The following is a 24,248-nucleotide window of genomic DNA, read 5'->3' as shown; positions in this document are numbered from 1 at the left end:
ATGACCGATCACGATCTGGTGGAAACCCTCAGGAGCGTGGTCGGGCGCCGCCACGTCCTGACCGGAGACAAGGCGACCGAGCGGTTCCGCAAGGGGTTCCGCTCGGGCGAGGGCGACGCGCTGGCGGTTGTCCGGCCGGGCACGCTGCTGGAGCAGTGGAAGGTGCTGGAGGCCTGCGTCGCGGCCGACAAGATCGTCATCATGCAGGCGGCCAATACCGGCCTTACAGAAGGCTCCACGCCGAAGGGCCGCTACGACCGCGGCGTGGTGCTGGTCAACACCAACCGGATGGACGCCATCCACACCCTGCAGCAGGGACGGCAGATCCTCAGCTTCCCCGGCGCGACCCTGTTCAGCCTGGAGAAGCTGCTGAAGCCGCTCGGCCGCAAGCCGCATTCCGAGATCGGATCCTCCTGCATCGGCGCCTCGATCACCGGCGGCGTCTGCAACAACTCGGGCGGCTCGCTGGTCGAGCGCGGGCCGAGCTATACCGAGCTGGCGCTCTACGCGCGGATCTCCGAGGCGGGCGAGCTGGAGCTGGTGAACCATCTGGGCATCGACCTCGGCAGCACGCCCGAGGAGATCCTCGTCCGGCTCGAGAAGGGCGACTACAACCACGACGCCACGGCGCCGACCAACCGCAAGGCGTCCGACACCGACTATGCGGCACGCGTGCGGGACGTCGAGGCGGACACGCCGGCGCGGTTCAATGCGGACAAGCGCAGGCTCTACGAGGCGGCCGGGTGCGCGGGCAAGCTGGCGGTGTTTGCCGTGCGGCTTGACACCTATCCGGTCAACGGGGCGGAGCAGGTCTTCTACATCGGCACCAACGATCCCTCGGACCTGACCGAGCTGCGCCGCCGCATCCTTGCCGGGTTCGAGACCCTGCCGGTCTCCGCCGAGTACATGCATCGAGAGGTGTTCGACATCTCGGCGAAATACGGCAAGGACACGGTGGTGATGATCGACAAGCTCGGCACCGACCGGCTGCCGGCCTTCTTCGCCATCAAGGGAGCCATCGACGCGCGGCTGAACAAGTTCGGGCCCACCAAGGGCTTCACCGACCGTTTCATGCAGCTCCTGGCGCGGCTCTGGCCCGAGCACCTGCCGGAGCGGCTGCGGCAGTGGCGCGACCGCTACGAGCACCACCTGATCCTGAAGATGCATGACGGCGGCATCGCCGAGGCCGAGCGGCTGCTGCCCGAGCTGTTCGGCGGCCGGGAGGGCGATTTCTTCGCCTGCGCCCCGCGGGAGGCCAAGATCGCCGGGCTGAACCGCTTCGCCGCTGCGGGCGCGGCCGTGCGCTACCAGCATGTCCATGCCGGCGAGGTCGAGGACATCCTGGCGCTCGACATCGCGCTCCGGCGCAACGACCGCGACTGGCTGGAGGTGCTGCCCGCCCATATCGCGGACAAGCTGGTCTCCAGCCTCTATTACGGCCATTTCATGTGCCATGTCCTGCACCAGGACTACATCGTCAGGAAGGGCGTGGATGCGAAGGCGCTGAAAGCGGAAATGCTGGAAATCCTCGATTCCCGCGGCGCGGAGTATCCGGCCGAGCACAATGTGGGCCATCTCTATCTGGCCAAACCGGACCTTGCTGCGCATTATAAGGCCTGTGACCCGACCAATTCGATGAATCCGGGCATAGGAAAAATGTCGCGTGACAAGCACTACGGGACAGATAATTGTGGCCATGCAGCCCGGTAAGGGCGGTTATGCGAGCAGGGGGGTGTCCGCTCCGAAATCTGTCCTGTAGGTAAAGAGCGCTGACTGTATCAGTAGCTAGTGCCTTGAAAATACCAGCAAAACGAAGAACAAGAGCGAAATAATCTTGCGCATAAGATTGATAGGGAGCCACCCTGAAGCGCGCAATAAAATAATCGCCAAGATCTGAATGCCTGGGCTGGAAAACTCATCGTTTCCGCAACTCCGGCCCGGGAGAAAACTGCACTGGGAGGGGCCGATTCAGCGGGTTCTCTTGGTGTGCTTCATGCACGGGAAGAGATTCCATGAAAGATCAGCCTGATATCGACCCGGTTGAATCCCAGGAATGGCAGGAGGCAATTGCCGATGTCATCGAACGGGACGGCGCGGATCGTGCCCATTTCCTTCTGGACAAGGCGGTGCAGCAGGCCCGCGCCGCCGGCGCGATGCTCCCGTTCTCGGCCACGACCCCCTACCAGAACACCATCCCCGTGGATGACCAGCCCGATTACCCGGGCGATCTCGAAATGGAATGGCGGATCCGCACGATCAACCGCTGGAACGCCATGGCGACCGTGGTACGGCGGAACAAGGAAAGCTCCGAATACGGCGGCCATATCGCGTCCTTCGCCTCTTCGGCGGCGCTCTACGATGTCGGCCTGAACCATTTCTGGCGCGCCCGTTCGGCCACCAATCTGGGCGATCTCGTCTTCTTCCAGGGCCACATCGTTCCCGGCATCTACGCGCGCTCCTTCATGGAGGGCCGCCTGACCGAGGAGCAGATGGAGAACTTCCGCTCGGAATCGAACGGCGGCGGCCTCTCCTCATATCCGCACCCGTGGCTGATGCCGGATTACTGGCAGTTCCCGACGGTCTCGATGGGCCTCGGCCCGCTCTGCGCGATCTACCAGGCCCGCTTCATGAAATACATGGAGAACCGGGGCCTGATCCCGAAATCCGACCGCAAGGTCTGGTGCTTCCTCGGCGACGGCGAGATGGACGAGCCCGAGTCCCTCGGCGCGATCTCCCTTGCCGCCCGCGAGAAGCTCGACAACCTGATCTTCGTGGTGAACTGCAACCTGCAGCGCCTCGACGGCCCGGTCCGCGGCAACTCGAAGATCGTGCAGGAGCTCGAAGGCGCATTCCGCGGCGCCGGCTGGGAAGTCATCAAGCTGCTCTGGGGCCGCGGCTGGGACGAGCTGCTGGAGAAGGACACTTCCGGCAAGCTGCGCCAGCTGATGGACGAGACCATCGACGGCGACTACCAGACCTTCAAGTCGAAGGACGGCGCCTATATCCGCAAGCATTTCTTCGGCAAGTACCCGGAGACGGCGGCGCTGGTCGAGGACTGGACCGACGAGCAGATCTGGGATCTGCGCCGCGGCGGACATGACGTGCAGAAGGTCTACACCGCCTTCGACCGCGCGACCAAGACCCAGGGCCAGCCGACCTGTCTCCTGGTGAAGACGGTCAAGGGCTACGGGATGGGCACGGCCGGCGAAGGCCAGAACACCACCCACCAGCAGAAGAAGATGGCCGAGGACCAGCTGCGCGCGATGCGCGACCGGTTCAACATCCCGGTCACCGACGAGGACCTGCCGAAGGCGCCCTTCGTCAAGCTGAACAACGCCCAGAAGGCCTATCTGGCGGACCGCCGCAAGGCGCTCGGCGGCGAGTTCCCGAAACGGCACCACGATGCGCCGAAGCTGGAAATCCCCGCACTCTCGGCCTTCTCGAAGGAGCTGCAGGGCACCGGCGACCGGCACATCTCCACCACGATGGCCTTCGTGCGGATCCTGACCACGCTGCTGCGCGACAAGAAGATCGGCAAGCAGGTCGTTCCGATCGTCCCCGACGAAAGCCGCACCTTCGGCATGGAGGGCCTGTTCCGCTCGGTGGGCATCTACAACCCGCTGGGGCAGAACTATACGCCCCAGGATGCCGACCAGATGATGTTCTACAAGGAGAGCGTCGACGGCCAGGTGCTGCAGGAAGGGATCAACGAAGCAGGCGCCATGGCCGACTGGATGGCCGCGGCGACCTCCTATTCGGTGCACGGCGTGCCGATGATCCCGTTCTACATCTACTACTCGATGTTCGGCTTCCAGCGGATCGGCGACCTTGCCTGGGCCGCCGGCGACAGCCGCTGCCGCGGCTTCATGCTGGGCGGCACCGCGGGCCGCACCACGCTGAACGGCGAGGGGCTGCAGCACGAGGACGGGCACAGCCACATCCTCGCGGGCACAATCCCGAACTGCGTCACCTATGATCCGACCTTCCAGCACGAGGTCGCGGTGATCGTGCAGCACGGGCTGAAGCGGATGTACGAGGATCAGGAGGACGTGTTCTTCTACCTCACGCTGATGAACGAGAACTACAGCCATCCCGACATGCCGATGGGCTCGGAAGGCGACATCATCAAGGGCCTCTACAAGCTCAAGGACGTCGCCAAGCCGGGCAAGAAGCACGTCACGCTGATGGGCTCGGGCACGATCCTGGTGCAGGCGATCAAGGCGGCGGAAATGCTGGAGGAAGATTTCGGCGTCACCGCGGAGATCTGGTCGGCGACCTCGTACAACGAACTGGCCCGCGACGGCCAGGACTGCGCGCGCGCCAACCGCCTGAACCCCTTTGCCGAGGAGAAGGTGCCCTTCGTCACCGAACAGCTGGCGAAATCGACCGGCCCGATCATCTCGGCGACCGACTACATGAAGAACTATGCCGAGCAGATCCGCGGCTTCGTCCCCGAGGGCCGCAGCTTCACCGTGCTCGGGACCGACGGCTTCGGCCGCTCGGACAGCCGGGTCAACCTGCGCCGGTTCTTCGAGGTCGATGCCAACCACATTGCCGCCGCCGCCATGGTGGACCTCTACAAGGCCGGCAACGTGACCAAGGCTCAGCTCGAAAAGGCGCTGAAGAAGTACGAGATCGACGGCGCAAAGCCGAACCCGCGCCTGTCGTAAGGCAGCGGACGAGGAGACAAGACTATGGCAATCGAAGTTAAGGTTCCGGATATCGGCGATTTCAAGGACGTTCCGGTGGTGAGCATCCTCGTCTCGGTGGGCGACACCGTGGCGGCCGAAGACGCCCTGATGGAACTCGAATCCGACAAGGCGACGATGGAAGTCCCGTCCCCGGCGGCAGGCACCGTCAAGGAGATCAAGGTCTCCGAGGGCGACACCGTGTCGGAAGGCTCGCTGATCCTCATCCTGGAAGGCTCGGACGCCCCGGCCGCCAAGGAAGAGCCGAAGGCGGAGGCGCCCAAGGCTGCGCCCGCGCCTGCGGCAGCGCCCGCCCCGGCGGCGGCTCCGGCCTCCGTCACCGACAGCGGCTTCTCCAAGGCGCATGCCTCGCCGTCGGTCCGCGCCTTCGCGCGGCAGCTCGGCGTGGATCTGGCCAAGGTGAACGGCACCGGCCGCAAGGGCCGCATCCTGCGCGAGGACATCGCCAAGGCGCTGAAGGCGGCCACCCCGGCGGCGGCCCCGGCAGCGGGCGGCGCGGTCTCGGGCGGCATGGGCATCCCGCCGATCCCGGCCGTGGACTTCTCGAAGTTCGGCCCGATCGAGAACGTCGAGATGTCCCGGATCAAGAAGATCTCGGGTCCGGCGCTGCACCGCTCCTGGCTGAACGTCCCCGCCGTCACCCACAATGACGAGGCGGACATCACGGAGCTGGACCAGTACCGCAAGGAAATGGACACGATGGCCAAGGACAATGGCTACCGCGTCACGCTGCTGTCCTTCGTGATCAAGGCGTCGGTCTCGGCGCTGAAGGAACACTGGGAGCTGAATTCCTCGGTGCATCCGGACGGCGACAAGCTGATCAAGAAGAACTACTACAACATCGGCTTCGCGGCGGACACGCCGAACGGGCTGGTGGTTCCGGTGATCAAGGACGCGGACCGCAAGGGCCTCGTGGAGATCTCCAAGGACCTGATGGAGCTCTCCGGCAAGGCCCGCAAGGGCGAGCTGAAGGGCGGCGACATGTCGGGCGCGACCTTCACCATCTCGTCGCTCGGCGGGATCGGGGGCACCTCCTTCACGCCGATCGTCAACGCGCCGGAAGTCGCGATCCTCGGGCTGACCCGCTCGAAGATGGCGCCGGTGTGGAACGGCTCGGAATTCGTGCCGCGCCTGATGCAGCCGCTGTCGCTTTCCTATGACCACCGGGCCGTCGACGGCGCGCTGGCAGCCCGCTTCTGCGTGACGCTGAAGACGCTGCTCGGCGACATGCGCAAGCTGATGTGGTAAGGAGAGATACCGATGGATGTCAAAGTACCCGATATCGGTGATTTCACCGATGTGCCCGTGGTGTCGGTCCTGGTCTCGGTCGGCGACGTCGTCGCCGCCGAGGATCCGCTGATCGAACTCGAATCCGACAAGGCGACGCTCGAGGTTCCGTCCCCGGCGGCCGGCAAGGTCGTCGAGATAAAGGTGGGCGAGGGCGACAAGGTCTCCGAAGGCTCGCTGATCCTCGTGCTCGAGGCCGAAGGCGCGGCGGCAGCGCCCGCGTCCCCGGCGGCAGCCCCGGAAGCGAAATCGCCGGGCGGCGGCGCGATCGACGTGACCGTGCCGGATATCGGCGATTTCACCGATGTTCCGGTGGTTTCGGTTCTGGTCTCGGTGGGCGACACGGTTGCCGCGGAAGATGCGCTGATCGAGCTGGAATCCGACAAGGCGACGATGGAAGTGCCGTCCCCGGCGGCAGGCGTGGTCAAGGAGATCAAGGTCGCCGAGGGCGACAAGGTTTCCCAGGGCTCGCTGATCATGGTGCTGGAAGGCGAAGGGGGAGCGTCCTCGGGCGCCATCGAGGCGCCCAAGGCCGCGGCTGCACCGGCGGCGCCTGCCGCCGTCGCCGCCACCGGCACCGCATCCGGAAAGGGCGATCTGCATGCAGAGGTGGTCGTGCTGGGCTCCGGCCCCGGCGGCTACACGGCGGCCTTCCGGGCGGCCGATCTCGGCAAGAAGGTCATCCTGATCGAGAAGAACCCGACGCTGGGCGGGGTCTGCCTGAATGTCGGCTGCATTCCCTCGAAGGCGCTGCTGCATGTCGCCAAGGTGATCACCGAGGCCGAGGAGATGGGCGCCCACGGCGTCAGCTTCGCCAAGCCGAAGATCAATCTCGACGAAGTCCGCGCCTTCAAGGATGGCGTGGTCGGCCAGCTGACCGGCGGGCTTTCCGGCCTGTCGAAGGCGCGCAAGGTCGAGGTCGTCACGGGCATGGGCAAGTTCACCGGCCCGAACATGATCGAGGTTGCGGGCGAGGGCGGGACCAAGACCGTGTCCTTCGACCAGTGCATCATCGCGGCGGGCTCCGAGCCGGTGAACCTGCCCTTCATCCCGGCGGATGATCCGCGGGTGGTGGACAGCACCGGCGCGCTGGAACTGCGCCAGATCCCGAAGCGGATGCTGGTTCTGGGCGGCGGCATCATCGGGCTGGAGATGGCCTGCGTCTATGATGCGCTTGGGGCGAAGATCACGGTCGTGGAATTCATGGACCAGATCATCCCCGGCGCCGACAAGGACATCGTCAAGCCGCTGGCAGCCCGGATCGGCGGGCGCTACGAGAACGTCTTCCTCAAGACCAAGGTCACCAATGTCGAGGCGCTGAAGAAGGGGCTGAAAGTCACCTTCGAGGGCGCCGACGGCAAGACCTTCGAGGACACGTTCGACATGATGCTGGTCGCGGTCGGCCGACGTCCGAACGGCAAGCTCATCGATGCCGAGAAGGCCGGCGTGCTGGTCGACGAGCGGGGCTTCATCCCGGTCGACAAGCAGCAGCGCACCGGCGTGCCGCATATCTTCGCCATCGGCGACGTGGTGGGCCAGCCGATGCTCGCCCACAAGGCGGTGCATGAGGGCAAGGTCGCGGCCGAGGTCTGCGCCGGTGAAAACCGCTGGTTCGACGCGCGGCTGATCCCGTCGGTCGCCTATACCGATCCGGAAGTCGCCTGGTGCGGCGTCACCGAGACCGAAGCCAAGGCCAAGGGCATCAAGTTCGAGAAGGGCGTGTTCCCCTGGGCGGCCTCGGGCAAGGCGCTGTCGAACGGGCGCAGCGAGGGCATGACCAAGCTGCTGTTCAACCCGGAAGACCAGCGCGTCATCGGCGCCTGCATCGTCGGCACCAATGCCGGCGACCTGATCGCGGAGGCCGCCCTGGCCATCGAGATGGGCGCGGATGCGGTCGATCTGGGCCATACGATCCATGCCCACCCGACGCTGTCGGAGACGGTGAACTTCGCCGCCGAGATGTTCGAGGGCACGATCACCGACCTGATGCCGCCGAAGAAGAAGAAGCACTGAGCTTCGGCCATCCGAAGATCTCGAACGCGCGCCCCTCCGGCGCGCGTTTCCCGTTTCGGTCCCCGCGCAGGGAGAAAACCGTGCCTAGGCAATCGGTGCGGCTTCCGTTCTCCGGTCCCGGGAACCTGACGGCCATCGACAGGCTGCGGCAGGCCGCCCGGATATCCGCCGCGTTTTCCCGGGCTTGCCCTTCCGTGGCTGGTGGCTTCGGTCAGGCAACGGTCCGGAGCGGGACGTGCCGCCGGACGATGAGGCGGCTTCCGTTCTGGCAAGGCCGGCCGCATTGACATGGGGGCCGGCCGGCGCGCCGGGGATGGCGCACGCCGTTCCGCGGCTGGCGATCAAGTCGGCCCGGATCCGCGAGCGCTGCCCTGCCGGGCAATCCGGCGGCGAACGGCTTCGCATCCGGTCCCCGGGCTTGCGCGGAGAGGGTGCCGATACGGCGCGCGGTGCCATGGGCCGGACATTCGGGCCCGCTCGCGGGCCGGCAGAATGAAGCGGCAGCGAAATTCGCGGTCACGGCTCTGCGCGAGCCTGATCCGGAGAGGAGCGCGCCGCTTCGGCCGAGCCGGCCCCTGTCTCAGAGCGTCACGCCATAATCCCGGCGCATCGTTTCGACAGTGCCGGCATAGAGCTCGTCCAGAAACGTGCGGAGCTCCTCTGACGGCGCCGGGTAGCGGTTGCGGTTGAGCGCGCGCAGTGCTCCGGCCTCGAGCGGCGCTTCGGGCAGGCCGAGCGCCGCCCAGGCCCGCGCGGTCACGCCCGCCGGGTCTTCCTTCAGCTCCCGCTGGGTAAAGATTGTCAGCCGCCCGGCGGCCAGCGCATCCGCCCAGATCGGCATCCGGCGTTCGTAGAAACTGGTGCGCAGGTAGTTGGCATTCGCCTCGAAATCGGCTCTCGCGCGGTCCAGGGTCAGCACCTCGCCCGGCAGAATGAAATCAGAGCCATGGACGGCGCCCTTCGAGATCGCCAGATCGTGGTAGTACTCCGACACGGCGCGCCGTGCCGGATCGGCGAGGATGAGGAACAGCTGCGCGCCCGGCGCGGCGGCCTCGATCCGGGCAGGCGTGTCGGGCAGCGGAATGTCGAAATAGGAGGGGCTGGCCTCGCCCATCAGCTGTCCGGGCCGCTTGCCGGCGAAGAGCTGGCGGTACCAGTCCGGGCTGCGGTCGCGGCGCATGGAGAAATAGTGGATCTCCTTCGGGCGCCGTTCGGCCACCAGGGGATGGCGGCAGATATGGTCGTAGAGCGAGGTCGTGCCGCCTTTCATCGTGCCGATGATCAGGAAATCCGGGCGGCAGAGCGCGGGGTCGGGGCCCGCCCCGCCTTGCGGCAGCCCGAACAGCGCGGCGGCACGGCCGGGATCGAGCGCGTCCTCCCGCCGCCAGAGCGCCTCCGTCTCCGCTTGGGTCAGGTCGCGGGACAGGAGAAGCCGCGCTGCAGCCTTGCGGATCTCGCGCGTGCCCTTGCCCTCGATGGAGTCCCAGAAACCTTCCCCGGGCCGGCCCTGCGGGATGATCCGCCACCGGACGGCGCCAGACGCGTCGAGGAACTTGATGCCGCCGTTGCGGGCGGGCGCGGCCCGGGCAACCAGCGGATCCCAGAGCCGGATGTGGTCCTGCACGATTTTTCCCCTGCGCCCGCGGATCATGCCGCCGCCTTTCCGAACCTGCCTCGCCGGTTCCGAAGGGAGCAGCCCGGCAGGTCCCCGTCAAGCGCCGCCGCGCCGCAGGATGGGGTGCGGTTCCAGGCGGAACTTCCGGACTGCACCTGGCGTCGGCCCCTGCCAAGTCGAGCGCGCCGCTGGAACCCTCGGGGCAACAGGGAGCGGGCGCAGCGGCGATGCCGGTTTCGGGTGTGCGTCTGGTCATGGGCGGCGTTTCGCCAGCTTCGTCCGGCGGGCGAAACCGCCCGGCATCGAGCAAGGTTGGAGCCGTTGATCAGCATGGTCCATGCCAGGCGGATGTCGGCGGAGATGGCGCACTCGGCCGCTGGGATGCCAGCAGGGCGCAATTGTCGGCCTGACGCCGGGGACCAAGCGCCGGACTGCGGCGCCGTCCTGCCCGCCGAAAGGAGGGATCGGGTCCCGCCGCCAGCCATTGGCGGAAAAGTGCCGGGCCGGCGATGCGATGGCCGTCGACTCCTCCCGGGAAACGCCGCCGGGGAGGATGCGAGCATGCCGTCCTGCGGCAGCCCGCGGAAATCCGCGGCCAATAGCGGACTGGTGATCTTTGATCTCGGGCTCCATGACGCTGCAGGAGGGCAGGGGGGACCCCGGGAGCGGGTCCGGAGATACTGCTCCAGCCTTGGCCGAATTTGCCGATCGGCGAGCAGTCGGGCCCGTAGCAGAAGATCGACATTCGCCGCTGCGGCACCGGTCTTGGCCATGTGGGGGATGCGGCCCTGTTCGGCCACGATCTTCTGCATGGCCCGGTTCCGGACGCCCGGAACTTGAAAAGCCGCAGCATTGCCGGGCGCGGCGATGGCAGCCGCCGGAATGCCAGGACCAGCGGGCAGCGCCACTTGCCGCCAGAGGCCGCTGCCTGCCGGACCGTCGGCGCCATTTGTCATTCGACAGGCGAAGCCCTTCCGCAAAGTCGCTCATGCGGACCGCGCGGCGAGGGCCGCGCAGCTCCGCCGCCTTGCGCGCGGCTGGTTCCGTGGCTCGGCGCCTCTTCGGCAACGGGGGCCGTACCGATCAAATGCCTTCCGGCGCGCGTTCCCGCCAGCCGGAACGGTTTTCCCAAATGACATTTGCCTGTGCGCCGCGAATGCAGCCCGGGGTGACGCCCTCCGGGGACAGGCTTGGACCCTTGGCAAGCGCCAGAGCAACGCCATGATGGATTCCGGCACCCCCCCTTTCATGGACATGGCCTGGCGGATAACCGCGACAGTTCTGAAAAAGGCCTCGCCGGAGCTGCGGCTCTGCGGAGTCTCCAGGGGCTGCCATCGGGCGGGCGGCAGCTGGAGCATGAGGCGGTCAGCCGGTCTCTGGAACGGCTACCGGCTGAAATCCGTCGATCCACAAGCGATCCAAGATGGCGGCGATGCGGCGGACCAAGCCAACCATCGCCGGCTTGGAGCCACGGCGTTCCGTCCTTCGAGCTGCCCAATGTGCTCGGCCATGCCGGGGAGCCCGATCGGTCAGGGGGGGTGCTACCGGTCTTCCATCTGAAACAATGCCGTATGGCGCCCGGCAGGATGCGGCCAGCGCAGAGCGGCGCTATCCGGGCCGTTTGCCCGCGGCGCCGGGCCGGCCTGCGGCTCATGCCGCGGCTTTGTGGCCGGCCACCGTGTGGGCCTCGGCCGTCATCCGTCCGTCAGTCGCCGCATGGGCGGGTTCAGTGCTGCAGGAAGAGGGATCGAACGCGGTCGGTCCGGAAGAGGCCGGACGATCCGCCCGCCGATCCCGGCGCGGTCTCGGAAAGCGTCCGGGCATCGGCACCCGTTGGCGGCAAGCCCGGGCGGATGTCCGGATCGCCGGAGACGACTCGCAATGCCGTCCCATGTACATTTCGGACCATCTCCCCGAGGACGGAAAACGGCACGGACTGAATGTCGAGGCAGTCGCCGGAACCTCGCCGTCATTGCCGCAGCCCCGTGCAGCAGGCGGCCGATCCGCGCGTCGCAGCTATCCCGAGAGATGCAGATCCTAGCCGGTGCGCGCCAGAATTCCCCGTGCTGCTGCCTCGATCAGGTCGAGCGCGCCGTCGAAGTCGCGCGTGTAGTAGGGATCGGGGACTTCGGACATGCCGGTCTCCGGCGCGAAATCGGTCATCAGCACCACCTCGGTGCCATCGCCCGGCGGGCGCAGCCGCTCGACATTGGCAAGGTTCGATCCGTCCATCACGACGATCCGGTCCCAGAGGCCGAAATCGGCCCGCGTGAACTGGCGGGCGCGCAGGCTGCCCAGATCGTAGCCGCGGGCGCGCGCGGCCTGCTGCATCGGTCCGTAGGGCGGCTCGCCGACATGCCAGTCGCCGGTGCCGGCGCTGTCGATGTGCCAGTCCGGGGCGAGGGCGCGCATGACGCCTTCGGCCGCGGGAGAGCGGCAGATATTGCCCAGGCAGACGAAGAGAATTCGGGTCATGGCGGCTCTCCTTTCCCCCAGATGACTAGCGCCCTGCGCCCGCGCGGACAAGCGGCGGCACCGGCAGGCCGGTCAACGTGGTCCGCCGCCGGTTCCGGCGCGCCTGCGCAGCGCAGGCCTCCAGCTGTCGAGCGCCAGCTTCGCGGATGCGAGCAGCAGCAGCAGGCAGAGAACCGCCTTGGAGATGGGCTCCATCGTCCCTTCGATCAGCAGCGCATGCAGGACGGTGCCGGCAACGATCGGGACGGCGAAGACGGCATGGAGCCTGCGCCAGTCCCGCGGCGAAAGGCCCAGCCTGCGGCGCAGCGCGGCCACGGCCACGGTCGCCAGCACGGCCCACATGGCGATCACCCCCCAGGCCGAGAAGGGCGTCGGCGCGGCGAAGAGCAGCGCATCGATGACGTCCGGCGGGCTGGTGATCCAGAGGCCGATCACATGGGTGGCCACCAGGGCAGCCGTCAGGCCGCCGAGGCGCCGGTGGAGCCTGCGGGCGGTGCGCGGCGCAAGGCCCGGCAGGAGGCGTCCGGCCAGGAGCGGCTGGAAAAGCAGCAGGACCAGCGCCAGCACGCCGGCGAATCCGGCCATGACATAGACCGGGCTGCGCCAGGCGAGCAGCGGGCTTGCTGCCGCCAGCGCCGGCGGCAGCAAGGCGGCCGCGGCCAGCCCCGTCCAGGCGAGAACCGTCCGGACCCTGACGGTGCGGAGCAATGCCATGCGGCCTAGGCGGGCTGCAGGACGAAATGGGCCTCCAGGCTGGTGTCCCGCGCGGAGCCCATCACCGGGCGCAGGAAGACGGTGCGGAAGGCACCGCTGTCATAGGCGAGATGGCCGTGCGGCTGGCCGAAGGCGGGGACGATCTGCGGCATCTCCAGGCGGAACGTGCCATCTTCGGCGGTCAGCGTCGCGCCGTGGCTGCGCGCGTCGCGCTCGCTGCCTTCGGTGGTATGCGCCCAGATCTGGATGCGCTGCCCGGCCAGCGGCGCGCCGTCGCCCGCGCGGCGGACGGTGCCTGTCATCCAGAATCCGCCGCCGCCGATCCGCTCCACCAAGGGCGCGCCGGGCCGGTAGTTGTTGGCGCCGCCGCGCATCGATCCGGTCGGGGCGAGGCCCGCGGCGCGGGCCGGGGCGAGCAGGCCGGCAGCCGGCAGCGCGACGGAGGCGGCTGCGGCTGCCGCGAAGCTGCGGCGGGTGAGCAATGCGGCTGTCATGTCGATCTCTCCTCTCCGGATCCGGGCTGCGTCTCGGGCAAGCGTAGCAGACGCGGCCGCACAGGAGCATAAAGTCTGCGCGAGTTTCCGCCCGGCGGTCCGGGCGGAAACACGGTCGCTCGGAGGTGTCGCGGGCCGTGGGGCGCGCTCCCGGTGCCGTGCTGCGCGCGGGCCGCCCTGCCGCTTTCCTGCGGAAGGTCCGGGGGAGCGAAGGCGCACCAGCCTCCTGACCTTGCCCCGGGCCGCTTCGGGCTGCCTGACGGTCTGCCGTCGTTTGGCGGGGCTCCGTTGTGCCGGAGACGCGCAGTCTGCCCTGGCCCGCGTCATCGGCAATCCTGCCGGAAAGGCGTTCTGCTTGGCGGGGAAGGACGGTCTGCCTCCGGACTGGCGACGGATCGGCGCTGCCTTGGGAGGGGGCGGGAGATGTGGCGCGGGAGGGGGCCCGAGCGGCGGCGCTTTGTCCCCCGCTGCGGACCCAAGGCGGCGCAGGTTTCGCCTGAACGCATCGGGGCAGTCCCGCGTTTCGGGGACCGCGGAAACCGGAGGAGCGGCGGGCCGTGAACTGGACCTGTCCGGCCTGCCGCATCGGGGGCGGTGCAGGCAGGATGGCGGCGGAAGAGGGCGTTCGCCGTCCGATGGCGCGGGGCATGCTGGCGGCGCTCACCGGCCTTGTTGCGCAAACCCGGGGAATTCAACTCGTGAATCCAGCATGATAGCTGGCGGCCATGAGCGGATCTCTGAAGACCACGTACAAGACGACCAATTGGAAAAGCTAGCGAGCCGTTGCGCGCCACCGGTCCGAGCGCGACGGCGAGCGGGACGCTCAGGCAGCGCGGATCGCTGGCCGTCTGGTTCGATCCCTCGATGAAGTGGGATGCGGTACCGTCCGGGCGTGGCAGCCGCCAGCAAGCGTACAGCGACGCAGCGATCCAGGCCTGCCTGACCCTCAAGGTTCTCTTCTGACTGCGGCTCGGCTAGGGCGTGCCTTTGTCCGCCATTGGTCCGAGGAGTTGCCATCGCTTGCGCCATCGGTCCGAGCAACGATGGCGACGGAGCGCGGTTTCGTGGCGAGCCTGCCGGAGCTGTCGGGGCCCGGCTGGTCCGTGCCTGACTTCAGCACCCTGCCGGGCCGCCAGAGCGAGACAGGACCGGGGCGCCGGTAAGCGCCGCGAAAGCCCGCCGAACAATGGACGACACCATCCCGTGTCGCGGCTCCAAGGGCGCGCTGCACCTGCCGGCGGACGCTGAGGCATCGACCGCCATCGGTCCGGGGAGCCGCCGACGGCAGCGCCATCGGTTCCAGCGCTGCTCGAGGCGCCGAATGGCATCAAGCTGGAAGGCGAAGGGTGCGGTGCGACCATGGCCCCGGCGGGGCCGCGAAAGCGCTCAGCACGGCACGCGCGCAAGCATGGCGGCTCGAAACGGCGCATCCGCGGGCCCGCCCGGACCCGTGGCGCGGCCCGCTCATGGCGCAAGATCCACCCCGGGATCGACGGGGAACATTGGAGATCCGGCCCGTAGAGGCCGCCTCCGGCAATGCCGGCGATGCCGAGCCGACGAACGCCACCGGTCCGGCCGACCCCGGCGGGGGATGCTGTCGGACATTCTCGCGCAGATCCCGCAGGACGAGGAGATCGCCACCGTCAACGCCGAGTCGCCTGCGGATGCGCCGTCGTCCATCGGGCTCGAACCGATGGCGCCGCGATGGGAAACTCCGGGCACCGCTGGCGGCACCCAAGACGCGCGCGCCTGCCATGACGCGATCGCCGCCCGCGGTGCAGCGGCGTCCGGACATTCCTCCGGAGCTGCCGGCGGATGCGCCATTAACGGTGTGGATGGCCCCTCCAGCGGCATCGCGATGTGCCGAGGCGGGAGCTGCGGAGCCTTCCGCCGAGAGGAGCCATCCATGGAGCAGCCTATCGCCATCGGCCTCGATCCGGCCAAGGGCGCGTTCCAGGTTCGCGGCGCCGCTGCGGACGGACGGAATGCGCGGTCCTGGAAGCCGGACACGGCCGGCGCCCGGGCGCGGAACGGGATCCTGCGTGCGTCGAAGCACCTTGGCCGGGCCCTCCGGCGGACCTGGAGCGGGCATCGCCGCCGCAGCAGGGGGAGACATGAGCCGGATCGGGAAAAGCTCCGGGGGCCCTTTTCCCCGGCGATTAGATGACCTGCGTGAAGCTGCCCGGCCCGGGGCTGATGTCCGTTCGCCATCGGCCCCGGACCGATGGCGGCTCGATGCTTCGCCTTCGGCCGCCAGGTGGCGGAGGTCCGGAGCCGCGCGTTCGCGGCTGCGCCCGGACCAATAGCGCTTGCCGCCCGTTCCTCAACCGCTCCACGGCACTCGGCATCCCGATGACGGTGGCCGCAGGATAGGTGTGCCCGGGGAAAGGGGGATTGCGCTCGCCAGCTGATTTGCGCAACAGCGCCGCACTCACCCGCCGCCGCTGCCGTGACCCCCGGCCGCGAGCGCGGGACAGCAGCGGACCGGCCCCGGGACAGGGACCCCGGCCGGTCCGCCATGCCGGCTCAGCCCTGCTTGGGCAGGGACTGCATCAGCGGCAGGAACTGTGCCATTTCGGGACCGCGGGCCTTGCCGGTCAGCGCCTTGCGCAGCGGCATGAACAGGCCCTTGCCCTTGCGGCCGGTCGTCTCCTTCACCGCGGAGGTCCAGGCACCCCAGGTGCCGCCGTCGAAGGGTAGGGCCGGGAGCATCGCCATCGCCTCGGCAATGAACTCGCGGTCGGCCTCGTCCACCTCGGGCACCGCGCCGTCGCGCAGGATCTCCCACCAGCCGGCGATCTCGGCGCGGGTGTTGATGTTCTCGTGGATCAGCGCCCAGAAATCCGCGGCCAGCGCGTCCGGCACGCCGGCGGCGGAGACCTCGGAGGCTACGGCCTCCAGCGGCAGCCCGCCCAGGTGGCGCGCGGTCAGCGGATCGAGATCCGCCTCGTCGAACTTGGTCGGTGCCGCGCCGAAGGTGGAGAGGTCGAAGCCCTCGATGATCTCGTCCATCGAGCTGCGCAGCTCCACCGGCTGGGAGGAGCCGAGACGCGCCATGTGGCTGAGGATCGCCATCGGCTCGATGCCGCGGGCGCGCAGGTCGCGCAAGCTGAGCGTGCCCAGGCGCTTCGACAGCGCCTCGCCATGCGGGCCGGTCAGCAGCGAGTGGTGGGCGAAGGCCGGGACCTTGGCGCCGAAGGCCTCGATCATCTGGATCTGGGTGGCGGTGTTGGTCACGTGGTCGGCGCCGCGGACGATATGGGTCACGCCCATTTCCGCGTCATCGACGACCGAGGCCAGGGTGTAGAGGATCTGCCCGTCGCCGCGGATCAGAACAGGGTCGGAGACCGAGGCCGCATCGATCGAGATCGCGCCGAGGATGCCGTCGATCCATTCGATCCGCTCCTGGTCGAGCAGGAAGCGCCAGTGGCCGGGGCGCTCGGCGCGCAGCGCGGCCTTCTCCCCGTCCGACAGCGACAGGGCGGCGCGGTCATAGACCGGGGGCTTGCCCATGTTGAGCTGCTTCTTGCGCTTCAGGTCGAGTTCGGTCGGGGTCTCGAAGCACTCGTAGAACCGGCCCATGGCGCGGAACTTGTCCGCGGCCTCGGCATAGCGGTCGAGCCGCTTCGACTGGTATTCCACGCGGTCCCAGGTGAAGCCCAGCCATTCCAGGTCCTGGAAGATCCCGTCGATGTATTCCTGCTTGGAGCGTTCCTGGTCGGTATCGTCGATGCGCAGGATGAAGCTGCCGCCTGCCTTGCGGGCGATGGCGAAGTTCATCAGAGCGGCGCGCAGGTTGCCGATATGCAGGTAGCCCGTGGGGGAGGGCGCGAAACGGGTGGTGGTCATGGCGGATCTCCTGTCGGCGGTGGCTAACCACATCGCCGCGCCGGTGTCCAGAAATCCGCGTCCGGCAGGCCGGGGAGAGGGTCCGGCCCTCTCCCCGGACCCCTCTCCCCGCGCCTGTGACGGAGCGCGCGCTTTATCCGGCCCGGCAGGGCTGCCATGAGGGGCACATGAGCGCAGAACCTGAGTCGCCCGCCGAATTCGGCCTTCCCCCCGGCCTCGAGGACATCGAGGTGATCGCCCGGGCGACGCTCGGGTCGCTTCCCGCGCGCTTTGCCCCGGCTGCGCGGCAGGTGGCGCTGCGGGTCGAGGACCTCGCCCCCGCGGAGCTGCTGCGCGAGCTGGAGATCGAGGATCCCTACGAGCTGACCGGTCTCTATGACGGCATCCCGATGACCGAGAAATCGGTGATGGACCAGCCGTCGGGGCCGGACACGATCTGGCTGTTCCGGCTGGCTATTCTCGACGAGTGGATCGCGCGGGGCGATATCGGGCTCGAGGATCTGGTCGCCCATGTCACGGTGCACGAGCTGGCGCATCACTTCGGCTGGTCCGACGATGACATCGCCGTGATCGACCGTTGGTGGGAATGAAATCCGCGACATTTCCTGCGTTACGATCTCTCGGACGGACGGGGCGGCGTGCTAGCCTCCGACGGTGAACAGGGAGAAACGCGAGATGACCAAGCTTACGCGCCGCCAGGCGCTGACCACTGCAGCCGCCGCGCCGCTGGCTGCCGCAATGCCGGGGATGACCATGGCCGCCAACGAGATGAAGGGCGCGTCGATGCCGCCGAAATTCTTCCGCTTCAAGCTGGGGGAGTACGAGGTGACGACGCTGCTCGGCGGGACCACGACCCGCGACAATGCCCAGGCGATCTTCGGCACGAATGTCTCCGAGGCGGAATTCGCCGAGGTGTCGAGGGCGAATTTCATCCCGGCCGACAAGGCGCAGTTCTTCTTCACCCCGATGCTGGTCGATACCGGATCCGAGCTGGTGCTGTTCGATACCGGCCTGTCGCCCGAGCCGCTGACCGCCGCGCTGGCGGCGGCTGGATACAGCCCGGAAATGGTCGGCAAGGTGGTGATCACCCACATGCACGGCGACCATATTGGCGGGCTGATGACCGGCGACGGTGCGACCTTCGGCAATGCCGAGCATGTCTCTGGCGCCAGGGAGAACAACTACTGGGCCGGGGCCGGGAACGAGGGCTACGACTCCAAGGTCCGGCCGCTGGCGGAGCGGTTCAAGTTCATCGACGAGGGCGGCTCGGTGGCCTCCGGCATCACCTCGGTGGCCGCCTACGGCCACACGCCGGGGCACATGGGCTACATGATCGAGAGCGCGGGCGAGCAGATGATGCTGTTTGCCGATACCGCCAACCACTATGTCTGGTCGCTGGGCTATCCCGACTGGGAGGTGCGCTTCGACATGGACAAGGCGCAGGCGGCGGCGTCGCGCAAGAGGGTGATGGACATGCTGGCCACCGACCGGATCCCGGCGATCGGCTATCACATGCCCTTCCCGGCGCTCGGCAATGTCGCGCCGCGCGGCGAGGGCGGCTACGCTTGGGTGCCGACCAGCTACCAGACCTATCTGGACTGAGACTCTGCGGCCGGTTGCAGCCGGCCGCGCTGCCGCGCATGAGTGGGGCCAGGTGATCTGACGAGGAGCTGTCCGTGACCGGAGCGATGCCGCGCGAGGCCTGCCTGGCCCGCCTGACCGAGATGCCGCGCGGCCCGCGCCGCCTGATCGCCGTGGCCGGCGCGCCCGGATCGGGCAAGTCGCGGCTGGCGCAGTTCCTTGCCGACGGCCTGAATGCCGCCTGCCCGGGCCGGGCCGAGGTGGTGCCGATGGACGGATTCCATTACGACGACGCGGTGCTGGAGGCGCGCGGGCTGCGGCCTCGCAAGGGATCGCCCGCGACGTTCGACGTGGCGGGGTTCGACCACCTGCTGGCGCGGCTGCGCGCCAATGCCGAACCGGAGATCGCGATTCCCGTCTTCGACCGCGATCTGGAGATTTCCCGGGGCGGCGCGCGCATCATCGGCCGCGACGTGGAAATCCTGGTGATCGAGGGCAACTACCTGCTGCTCGACATGCCGCCCTGGGACCGGCTGGCCCGGCATTTCGACGAGACGGTGTTCCTCGACGTTCCGCCAGACGAACTGGAGCGGCGGCTGCACCGGCGCTGGACGGTCAAGCATGCGCTGCCGCCGGAAGAAGCGGAGCGGAAGCTCCGCGAAAATGACCTTCCCAACGGCGAAACCGTGCGCCGCAACAGCCGGAAGGCCGGGTGGACAGTCGGACCGGCGCCCTGAGGGGCCGATGGATGCGGCCGGTTCAGCAGGTGGACCGGCGGCGCCTTGCAGCGCGCGTCTGCAGCTGCTGCATCAGTGACTGGTAATCGTTCTCTGCTCGCCGCCGGGTCAGATCGTCCCCGCGGATCTCTGCCGAAGTCAGGCGTTCCATCGCGATGATGAGCTCCTCGACCAGCTGGACCGTTTCCGGGGTCAAGGATCGCCTGCCTGCAGGGCCTCTGGTCATGTTCGTCGGCACCTTGTGAAACTTTACTCGTGTGAAGAGTAGATAGATACCTATGGCGACTCGCTCAAGCGGCGAGTTGAAATTCTAAACTGAAAAATTAAATGCAAAACATGGCAAGGACTTACACTTACAGCGCCCGGGTCCGGGCATCGCGGTCGGAGCGCAGGGAAGCCACCTGTCGCGCGTTGATTGACGCGGCGCGGACGCTGTTCTCGGAAAGCGGGTACGACCAGGTTTCGGTGACCCAGATCGGGCGCCGCGCCGGGGTCTCGCACACGCTGATAAATGCCTATTTCGACGGCAAGGCGGGGCTCGCCTACGCGATAATGCGCGAGTTGCACGAGGGCCGCGAATCAGTTGTGGACAAGGTGCTCGGCGGGCCCGGCACGGCGTTGGAGAAGATCAGGGCGCTGGCGGGCATGATGCTGGAGGCGGATCTGTCCGACCGGCGGATGATGCAGGTGCTGCAGGGCCATGCCTGGACCTGGAACCGCGAGGAGGCCGCGCGCAACGAGGCCGACCTGAAGGTCTTCGGGGATGCGGTGCTGCAGCTGGTCGCGGAAGGGCGCGCCGGCGGGCAGCTGCCGCCGGGCTGGGATGCCGAGGTGCTGCGCGGCGGCGGCTTCGCGATCTACCATTACGCGCTGCGGCGGGCGATGCTGCACGACCTGACCGCGGCCGAGGCGCTGGAAGAGGCCTGGCCGCAGCTCTTGGCGCTGTTCGGCCTGCTGCCGGACGCGGACGCCGGGCAGTAGCGCCGCCCGGCAGGCTCAGCGCGTGGCGTCGCGCCAGCGGTTGGCGATCGGATATCGCCGGTCGAGCCAGAAGGCGCGCTTGGTCAGCCGGGCGCCGGGCGCCGCCTGGTAGCGCTTGTACTCGCTGATGAAGATCAGGTGCTCCACCCGGCGGACGGTTTCCCTGTCGAAGCCCTCGGCGACCAGTTCGTCGACCGATTTCTCCTCGTCGACCAGCCCCTCGAGGATCGCGTCCAGCACCGGGTAGGGCGGCAGGCTGTCCTCGTCCTTCTGGTCGGGGCGCAGTTCCGCCGAAGGCGCCTTCTCGATCACCCGCACCGGGATGACCTCGCCCTCGGGTGCCTTCATCCATTCCCGCCAGTTGGCATTGCGCCAGCGGCAGGTCTCGAAGACGCGGGTCTTGTAGAGGTCCTTGATCGGGTTGTAGCCGCCGTTCATGTCGCCGTAGATCGTGGCATAGCCGACCGCGACCTCGGACTTGTTGCCGGTGGTCAGGAGCATCTCGCCGAACTTGTTCGACAGCGCCATCAGCAGCAGCCCTCGAAGGCGGGACTGGATGTTTTCCTCGGTGATGTCGGGGGCGCGGCCCTCGAACAGCGGCGCCAGCACCTCTTCGACTGCATGCTTGGGCCCGGCGATCGGCAGCGTGTCGATCCGCGTCCCCAGACGCCTGGCCACGGCGGCGGCATCCTCCAGCGAATGCGCAGAGGTGTATTCCGAGGGCAGCATCACGCAATGCACGTTCGCGGGCCCGATCGCATCGGCGGCGATCGCCGCGACCAGCGCCGAGTCGATGCCGCCCGACAGGCCCAGCACGACCTTGGAGAAGCCGGTCTTGCCCAGGTAGTCGCGCAGGCCCTCGACCATGACGCGGTAGTCCTGCTCCCAGCCGTCGGGATGGGTGGCCAGATCCGTCTTCTTCGCGCGCCAGCCTTCCTCGGTCTCCTCGAAGTCGACATGCGCGAGCGCCTCGTCGAAGACCGGCAGCTGCGCCATCAGGTGGCCGCCGGGATTCAGCACGAAGCTGCCGCCGTCGAAGACCTGGTCATCCTGGCCGCCGACCATGTTGAGATAGACCAGCGGCAGCCCCGTCTCGATCACGCGGGAGACCATGATGCCGATCCGCTCGGCCTGCTTGCCGCGGTGGTAGGGCGAGCCGTTCGGCACCAGCAGGATCTGCGCGCCGCTCTCGGCCTGGGCCTCGGCCACGTCCGGGGACCAGCTGTCCTCGCAGATCGGCGAGCCGATGCGCAGCGGGCCGATGGAATAGGGGCCGTGGATCGGACCGCGCTTGTAGAGCCGGACCTCGTCGAACACGTCGTTGTTGGGCAGGTTGTGCTTCAGCACGCGGGCCGTGACCTTGCCGCCCTCGAGGATCCAGAAGGCGTTGTAGAGCCCGTCCTCGCCGCGCCAGGGACCGCCGATGCCGATGGCAGGGCCGTCGGCGCAATCCTCGGCCAGCTTGCGGATCTCCGCCTCGGCCGCGGCCACGAAGGAACGGCGCCGGATCAAGTCCTGCGCCTGGTAGCCGGTGATGAACATCTCGGTGAAGGCGATCATCTGCGATCCGGCGGCCTTTGCCTCGGCCCAGGCGGCGCGGGCCTTGTCGGCATTGCCGGAAAGGTCGCCCAGCGTGGGGTTCAGCTGGGCCAGGGTCAGGCGGAATGTGGCGGTCATGGTCGGGCTCCCCGGGATCTCGCTCCCCTCTTAGCAAGATCAGGGCGGAGGGAAAGCCCCGCCATGCCGCCGGCCCGGTACGGTCGGGGCTGGAAAGGCGGTTTTGCCGTCCTGCTCACCGCGCGCGCCCAAGCCCGCGCCGGGCTGGCGACGGTCCGCCCCGCGAACGTCGCGCCGCCGGCAGGGACCTGCCGCCGACGCAGGCCTGCCCGGGCGCCATCGATGCCCCAGCGCGGCGGCACGCCGGCCCCGTGTCCCGGGCGGACGGCTGCGCCCGCGGTTTTGGACGGTGGCGGGGCTCCGGGCGGGGCCGGATGCCGGGCAAGGGCCGGAAAACCAAGCCGGTGCTTGCATCCCGGGGCGAGACGGGGCAATCCCCGAAGGATGCGTTTCCGAGCTTATTCCGTGCATCTCCTCACCGCAGCAGGCGCATCGCTGGCCATGCTGGCCCTGCTGGAAGCCGTCCAGCAGGACTGGGCCATGATGGCGATCTGGCTGGCTGTCGCCTTTGCCGTCGACGGCCTGGATGGGCCGCTCGCCCGGCGGTACGACGTGTCTGCGAACGCGCCGGTCTTCGACGGCACGCTGCTGGACCTGATCATCGACTTCCTGACCTATGTGATGATCCCGGCCTATGCGCTCTACGGATCGGGCCTGCTGCCGGGCTGGACCGGCTGGTTCGTGGTGCTGCTGATCCCCTTCGCCTCGTCGCTGTATTTTGCCGACACGCGGATGAAGACCGCCGATTCCTCGTTCCGCGGCTTTCCGGGGTGCTGGAACATGGTGACCCTGGCGCTGCTGGTGATCCAGCCGTCCTGGGAGGTGATCCTGGGGCTGGCGCTGCTGCTGTCGGCCGCGCAGTTCCTGCCGCTGAAATTCATCCACCCGGTTCGGACCGTGCGTTGGCGGGCGCTGTCCCTGCCGGTGGCGATGGTCTGGACCGGCGCCGTCGCCTATGCCGCCTGGGCCGGCTTTGCGCATGGTGCCGCCCTGACCGGCCTGGTGGCGGTCTCCTCCGTCTACCTGCTCGGGGCGGGCATCGCGCAGCAGATGATCTACGACCGCGGGCAGATCCGCTGAGGCACCGCTCCGCCCGTCAGAGCGCCTTTTCGAAGAACAGGTCCGGATAGGGATCGTCGTTGAAGCGCGGGATCTCGGTCCAGCCGTCCCTGCGGTAGAGCGCGACCGCCTCGGGCAGCGCGCTGTTGGTGTCGAGCCTGAGCACGCCGATGCCGAGCGCCCGCGCCCGCGCTTCGGCCGCCGCCATCAGCCGCCGCGCCAGCCCGGCGCCGCGGGTCAGCGGATCGACCCACAGCCGCTTGATCTCCGCCGTGCCGTCGCCCGCGCCCTTCACGCCGACGCAGCCAGCCGGCAGCCCGTCCGACCAGGCGATCAGGAAGCTGCCCTTCGGCGGCACCATGTCCGCGGCCTGCGGGTCGCGCGAGAGGTTCACGTCGAACCCCTGGGCGAAGCGGCGGCCAAGTTCGGCATAGTATTCCCCGAGGCAGTGCAGGGCTGCATCGCCGCGCGGATCGGCCTCGGCGATGGCGACATGCTGCCGCCCCAGCGCCAGCGCGATCCGGTCCATCGCGTCCAGAAGCTCGGCGGCATCCGGCCGCCCGGCCAGCAGTTTCGCCGCGCGGGCATCGGAAAGCGACTCGTAGGCGGCGAATTCCTCCGCGCCCTTCGCGGTCAGCCGCAGCACCCGGCGGCGTCCGTCTTCCCTGTGGCGCACGGTCTCGACCAGCCCCTCCTGTTCCAGCGAACGCAGCAGCCGGCTCGCCAGCCCCGAGTCGAGCCCCAGATGCACCCGGATTTCGGCCAGGTCCTCCTGTCCGCGGCCGATGGCGTTCAGCACCCGCGCCGCGCCCAGCGGGCGGCCGCGGCCGAGGAAGGACTGGTCGAGCGCGCCCAGTTCCGCCGTGGCGGCACGGGCGAAGCGGCGGAAGCGGGCAACGGGATCGAGCGGCATGATTCCTGACTCCGGTCAGACAGTTTTTCCTGACTTAAGTCAGATACCATCGGAGCGCAAGCGCCGGAGCGCGCCGGGACGGGAAACACCGTTGGACTTGGCGCGGCCCCTGCCGGTAGAAACGCGCAAGGCTGGAACACGAAC

17 protein-coding genes and 2 pseudogenes are annotated in these 24,248 nt (G+C 68.3%); 11 read left to right on the top strand and 8 right to left on the bottom strand.

Annotated features, from left to right (window positions below; all coding sequences use genetic code 11):
* The 4 genes from dld to lpdA all read left to right on the top strand — a co-directional run bounded on the left by dld (position 1) and on the right by lpdA (position 8,009).
* On the top strand, positions 1-1,710 hold the full coding sequence (dld, locus tag HCC78_RS01720; protein WP_172327005.1) for a D-lactate dehydrogenase: 1,710 nt from the start codon (positions 1-3) through the stop codon (positions 1,708-1,710).
* A gap of 302 nt (positions 1,711-2,012) precedes the next feature.
* Positions 2,013-4,670: a pyruvate dehydrogenase (acetyl-transferring), homodimeric type gene (aceE, locus tag HCC78_RS01715; RefSeq protein ID WP_172327004.1), complete on the top strand. Its 2,658-nt coding sequence runs from the start codon at positions 2,013-2,015 to the stop codon at positions 4,668-4,670.
* Positions 4,671-4,694: 24 nt separating this feature from the next.
* Entirely contained in the window at positions 4,695-5,957 is a 1,263-nt protein-coding gene (gene aceF / locus HCC78_RS01710; protein ID WP_172327003.1) for a dihydrolipoyllysine-residue acetyltransferase, read from the top strand.
* A 12-nt stretch (positions 5,958-5,969) separates the two neighbouring features.
* Entirely contained in the window at positions 5,970-8,009 is a 2,040-nt protein-coding gene (gene lpdA, locus HCC78_RS01705; protein ID WP_172327002.1) for a dihydrolipoyl dehydrogenase, read from the top strand.
* Between the two features lie 580 nt (positions 8,010-8,589).
* Here the strand turns inward: lpdA and HCC78_RS34425 are convergent.
* The 4 genes from HCC78_RS34425 to HCC78_RS01685 form a co-directional block, all read right to left on the bottom strand.
* Positions 8,590-9,633, bottom strand: a complete 1,044-nt coding sequence (locus tag HCC78_RS34425; protein ID WP_172327001.1) for a sulfotransferase domain-containing protein — start codon at positions 9,631-9,633, stop codon at positions 8,590-8,592.
* Between the two features lie 2,028 nt (positions 9,634-11,661).
* Entirely contained in the window at positions 11,662-12,099 is a 438-nt protein-coding gene (locus tag HCC78_RS01695) for a low molecular weight protein-tyrosine-phosphatase (protein WP_172327000.1), read from the bottom strand.
* A 72-nt stretch (positions 12,100-12,171) separates the two neighbouring features.
* Complete coding sequence (locus HCC78_RS01690; protein WP_172326999.1) at positions 12,172-12,813, bottom strand: ferric reductase-like transmembrane domain-containing protein; 642 nt, start codon at positions 12,811-12,813, stop codon at positions 12,172-12,174.
* 5 nt (positions 12,814-12,818) lie between these two features.
* A complete protein-coding gene (locus HCC78_RS01685) occupies positions 12,819-13,307 on the bottom strand; it encodes a twin-arginine translocation pathway signal (protein ID WP_172326998.1) in 489 nt (162 codons plus the stop codon).
* Positions 13,308-14,234: 927 nt separating this feature from the next.
* Here HCC78_RS01685 and HCC78_RS34685 point away from each other — a divergent pair.
* Positions 14,235-15,093, top strand: a pseudogene (locus HCC78_RS34685) (hypothetical protein); the annotation flags it as partial.
* Between the two features lie 180 nt (positions 15,094-15,273).
* Positions 15,274-15,680, top strand: a pseudogene (locus HCC78_RS34680) (hypothetical protein); the annotation flags it as partial.
* Positions 15,681-15,833: 153 nt separating this feature from the next.
* Here HCC78_RS34680 and gltX read toward each other — a convergent pair.
* A complete protein-coding gene (gltX, locus tag HCC78_RS01665) occupies positions 15,834-17,156 on the bottom strand; it encodes a glutamate--tRNA ligase (RefSeq protein WP_172326997.1) in 1,323 nt (440 codons plus the stop codon).
* A gap of 167 nt (positions 17,157-17,323) precedes the next feature.
* Between gltX and HCC78_RS01660 the strand changes: the two genes are divergently transcribed.
* The 3 genes from HCC78_RS01660 (at position 17,324) to HCC78_RS01650 (ending at position 19,474) form a co-directional block, all read left to right on the top strand.
* On the top strand, positions 17,324-17,746 hold the full coding sequence (locus HCC78_RS01660; RefSeq protein WP_172326996.1) for a metallopeptidase family protein: 423 nt from the start codon (positions 17,324-17,326) through the stop codon (positions 17,744-17,746).
* A gap of 85 nt (positions 17,747-17,831) precedes the next feature.
* Positions 17,832-18,758, top strand: coding sequence for an MBL fold metallo-hydrolase (locus HCC78_RS01655; protein ID WP_172326995.1), 927 nt, complete (start codon positions 17,832-17,834; stop codon positions 18,756-18,758).
* A 74-nt stretch (positions 18,759-18,832) separates the two neighbouring features.
* Positions 18,833-19,474 carry a nucleoside/nucleotide kinase family protein gene (locus HCC78_RS01650; RefSeq protein WP_371743759.1) on the top strand — a complete coding sequence of 214 codons (642 nt, stop codon included), beginning with the start codon at positions 18,833-18,835 and terminating at the stop codon, positions 19,472-19,474.
* A gap of 22 nt (positions 19,475-19,496) precedes the next feature.
* On the opposite strand, the gene HCC78_RS01645 is transcribed toward HCC78_RS01650, so the two are convergent.
* The gene (locus tag HCC78_RS01645) at positions 19,497-19,670 is read right to left on the bottom strand and encodes a hypothetical protein (protein WP_172326994.1); all 174 of its coding nucleotides are present in this window, start codon (positions 19,668-19,670) and stop codon (positions 19,497-19,499) included.
* A 215-nt stretch (positions 19,671-19,885) separates the two neighbouring features.
* On the opposite strand from HCC78_RS01645, the gene HCC78_RS01640 reads away from it, so the two are divergent.
* A complete protein-coding gene (locus HCC78_RS01640) occupies positions 19,886-20,455 on the top strand; it encodes a TetR/AcrR family transcriptional regulator (protein ID WP_172326993.1) in 570 nt (189 codons plus the stop codon).
* Between the two features lie 15 nt (positions 20,456-20,470).
* Here the strand turns inward: HCC78_RS01640 and HCC78_RS01635 are convergent, their stop codons facing one another.
* Complete coding sequence (locus tag HCC78_RS01635) at positions 20,471-22,132, bottom strand: NAD+ synthase (protein WP_172326992.1); 1,662 nt, start codon at positions 22,130-22,132, stop codon at positions 20,471-20,473.
* Positions 22,133-22,516: 384 nt separating this feature from the next.
* Here HCC78_RS01635 and HCC78_RS01630 point away from each other — a divergent pair, with 384 nt between their 5' ends.
* On the top strand, positions 22,517-23,212 hold the full coding sequence (locus HCC78_RS01630; RefSeq protein WP_172326991.1) for a phosphatidylcholine/phosphatidylserine synthase: 696 nt from the start codon (positions 22,517-22,519) through the stop codon (positions 23,210-23,212).
* Between the two features lie 16 nt (positions 23,213-23,228).
* Here HCC78_RS01630 and HCC78_RS01625 read toward each other — a convergent pair whose 3' ends face one another.
* The gene (locus tag HCC78_RS01625) at positions 23,229-24,104 is read right to left on the bottom strand and encodes a MarR family winged helix-turn-helix transcriptional regulator (RefSeq protein WP_172326990.1); all 876 of its coding nucleotides are present in this window, start codon (positions 24,102-24,104) and stop codon (positions 23,229-23,231) included.
* Positions 24,105-24,248 lie beyond the last annotated feature (144 nt).

Origin of the sequence: Mangrovicoccus sp. HB161399, assembly GCF_013184745.1 — a bacterium.
GTDB lineage: Bacteria > Pseudomonadota > Alphaproteobacteria > Rhodobacterales > Rhodobacteraceae > Mangrovicoccus.
Note: the sequence above shows the minus strand (reverse complement) of the source record. Positions and strands in the feature narration are given on the sequence as shown.

What these genes read in the sequence shown, in the direction of transcription:
- HCC78_RS01635 (WP_172326992.1), bottom strand. Translation starts at nt 22,132, where the DNA reads ATGACCGCCACATTCCGCCTGACCCTGGCCCAGCTGAACCCCACGCTG.
- HCC78_RS01630 (WP_172326991.1), top strand. Translation starts at nt 22,517, where the DNA reads ATGCGTTTCCGAGCTTATTCCGTGCATCTCCTCACCGCAGCAGGCGCA.
- HCC78_RS01655 (WP_172326995.1), top strand. Translation starts at nt 17,832, where the DNA reads ATGACCAAGCTTACGCGCCGCCAGGCGCTGACCACTGCAGCCGCCGCG.
- HCC78_RS01685 (WP_172326998.1), bottom strand. Translation starts at nt 13,307, where the DNA reads ATGACAGCCGCATTGCTCACCCGCCGCAGCTTCGCGGCAGCCGCAGCC.
- HCC78_RS01690 (WP_172326999.1), bottom strand. Translation starts at nt 12,813, where the DNA reads ATGGCATTGCTCCGCACCGTCAGGGTCCGGACGGTTCTCGCCTGGACG.
- lpdA (WP_172327002.1), top strand. Translation starts at nt 5,970, where the DNA reads ATGGATGTCAAAGTACCCGATATCGGTGATTTCACCGATGTGCCCGTG.
- dld (WP_172327005.1), top strand. Translation starts at nt 1, where the DNA reads ATGACCGATCACGATCTGGTGGAAACCCTCAGGAGCGTGGTCGGGCGC.
- aceF (WP_172327003.1), top strand. Translation starts at nt 4,695, where the DNA reads ATGGCAATCGAAGTTAAGGTTCCGGATATCGGCGATTTCAAGGACGTT.
- gltX (WP_172326997.1), bottom strand. Translation starts at nt 17,156, where the DNA reads ATGACCACCACCCGTTTCGCGCCCTCCCCCACGGGCTACCTGCATATC.
- HCC78_RS01625 (WP_172326990.1), bottom strand. Translation starts at nt 24,104, where the DNA reads ATGCCGCTCGATCCCGTTGCCCGCTTCCGCCGCTTCGCCCGTGCCGCC.
- aceE (WP_172327004.1), top strand. Translation starts at nt 2,013, where the DNA reads ATGAAAGATCAGCCTGATATCGACCCGGTTGAATCCCAGGAATGGCAG.
- HCC78_RS01695 (WP_172327000.1), bottom strand. Translation starts at nt 12,099, where the DNA reads ATGACCCGAATTCTCTTCGTCTGCCTGGGCAATATCTGCCGCTCTCCC.
- HCC78_RS01660 (WP_172326996.1), top strand. Translation starts at nt 17,324, where the DNA reads ATGAGCGCAGAACCTGAGTCGCCCGCCGAATTCGGCCTTCCCCCCGGC.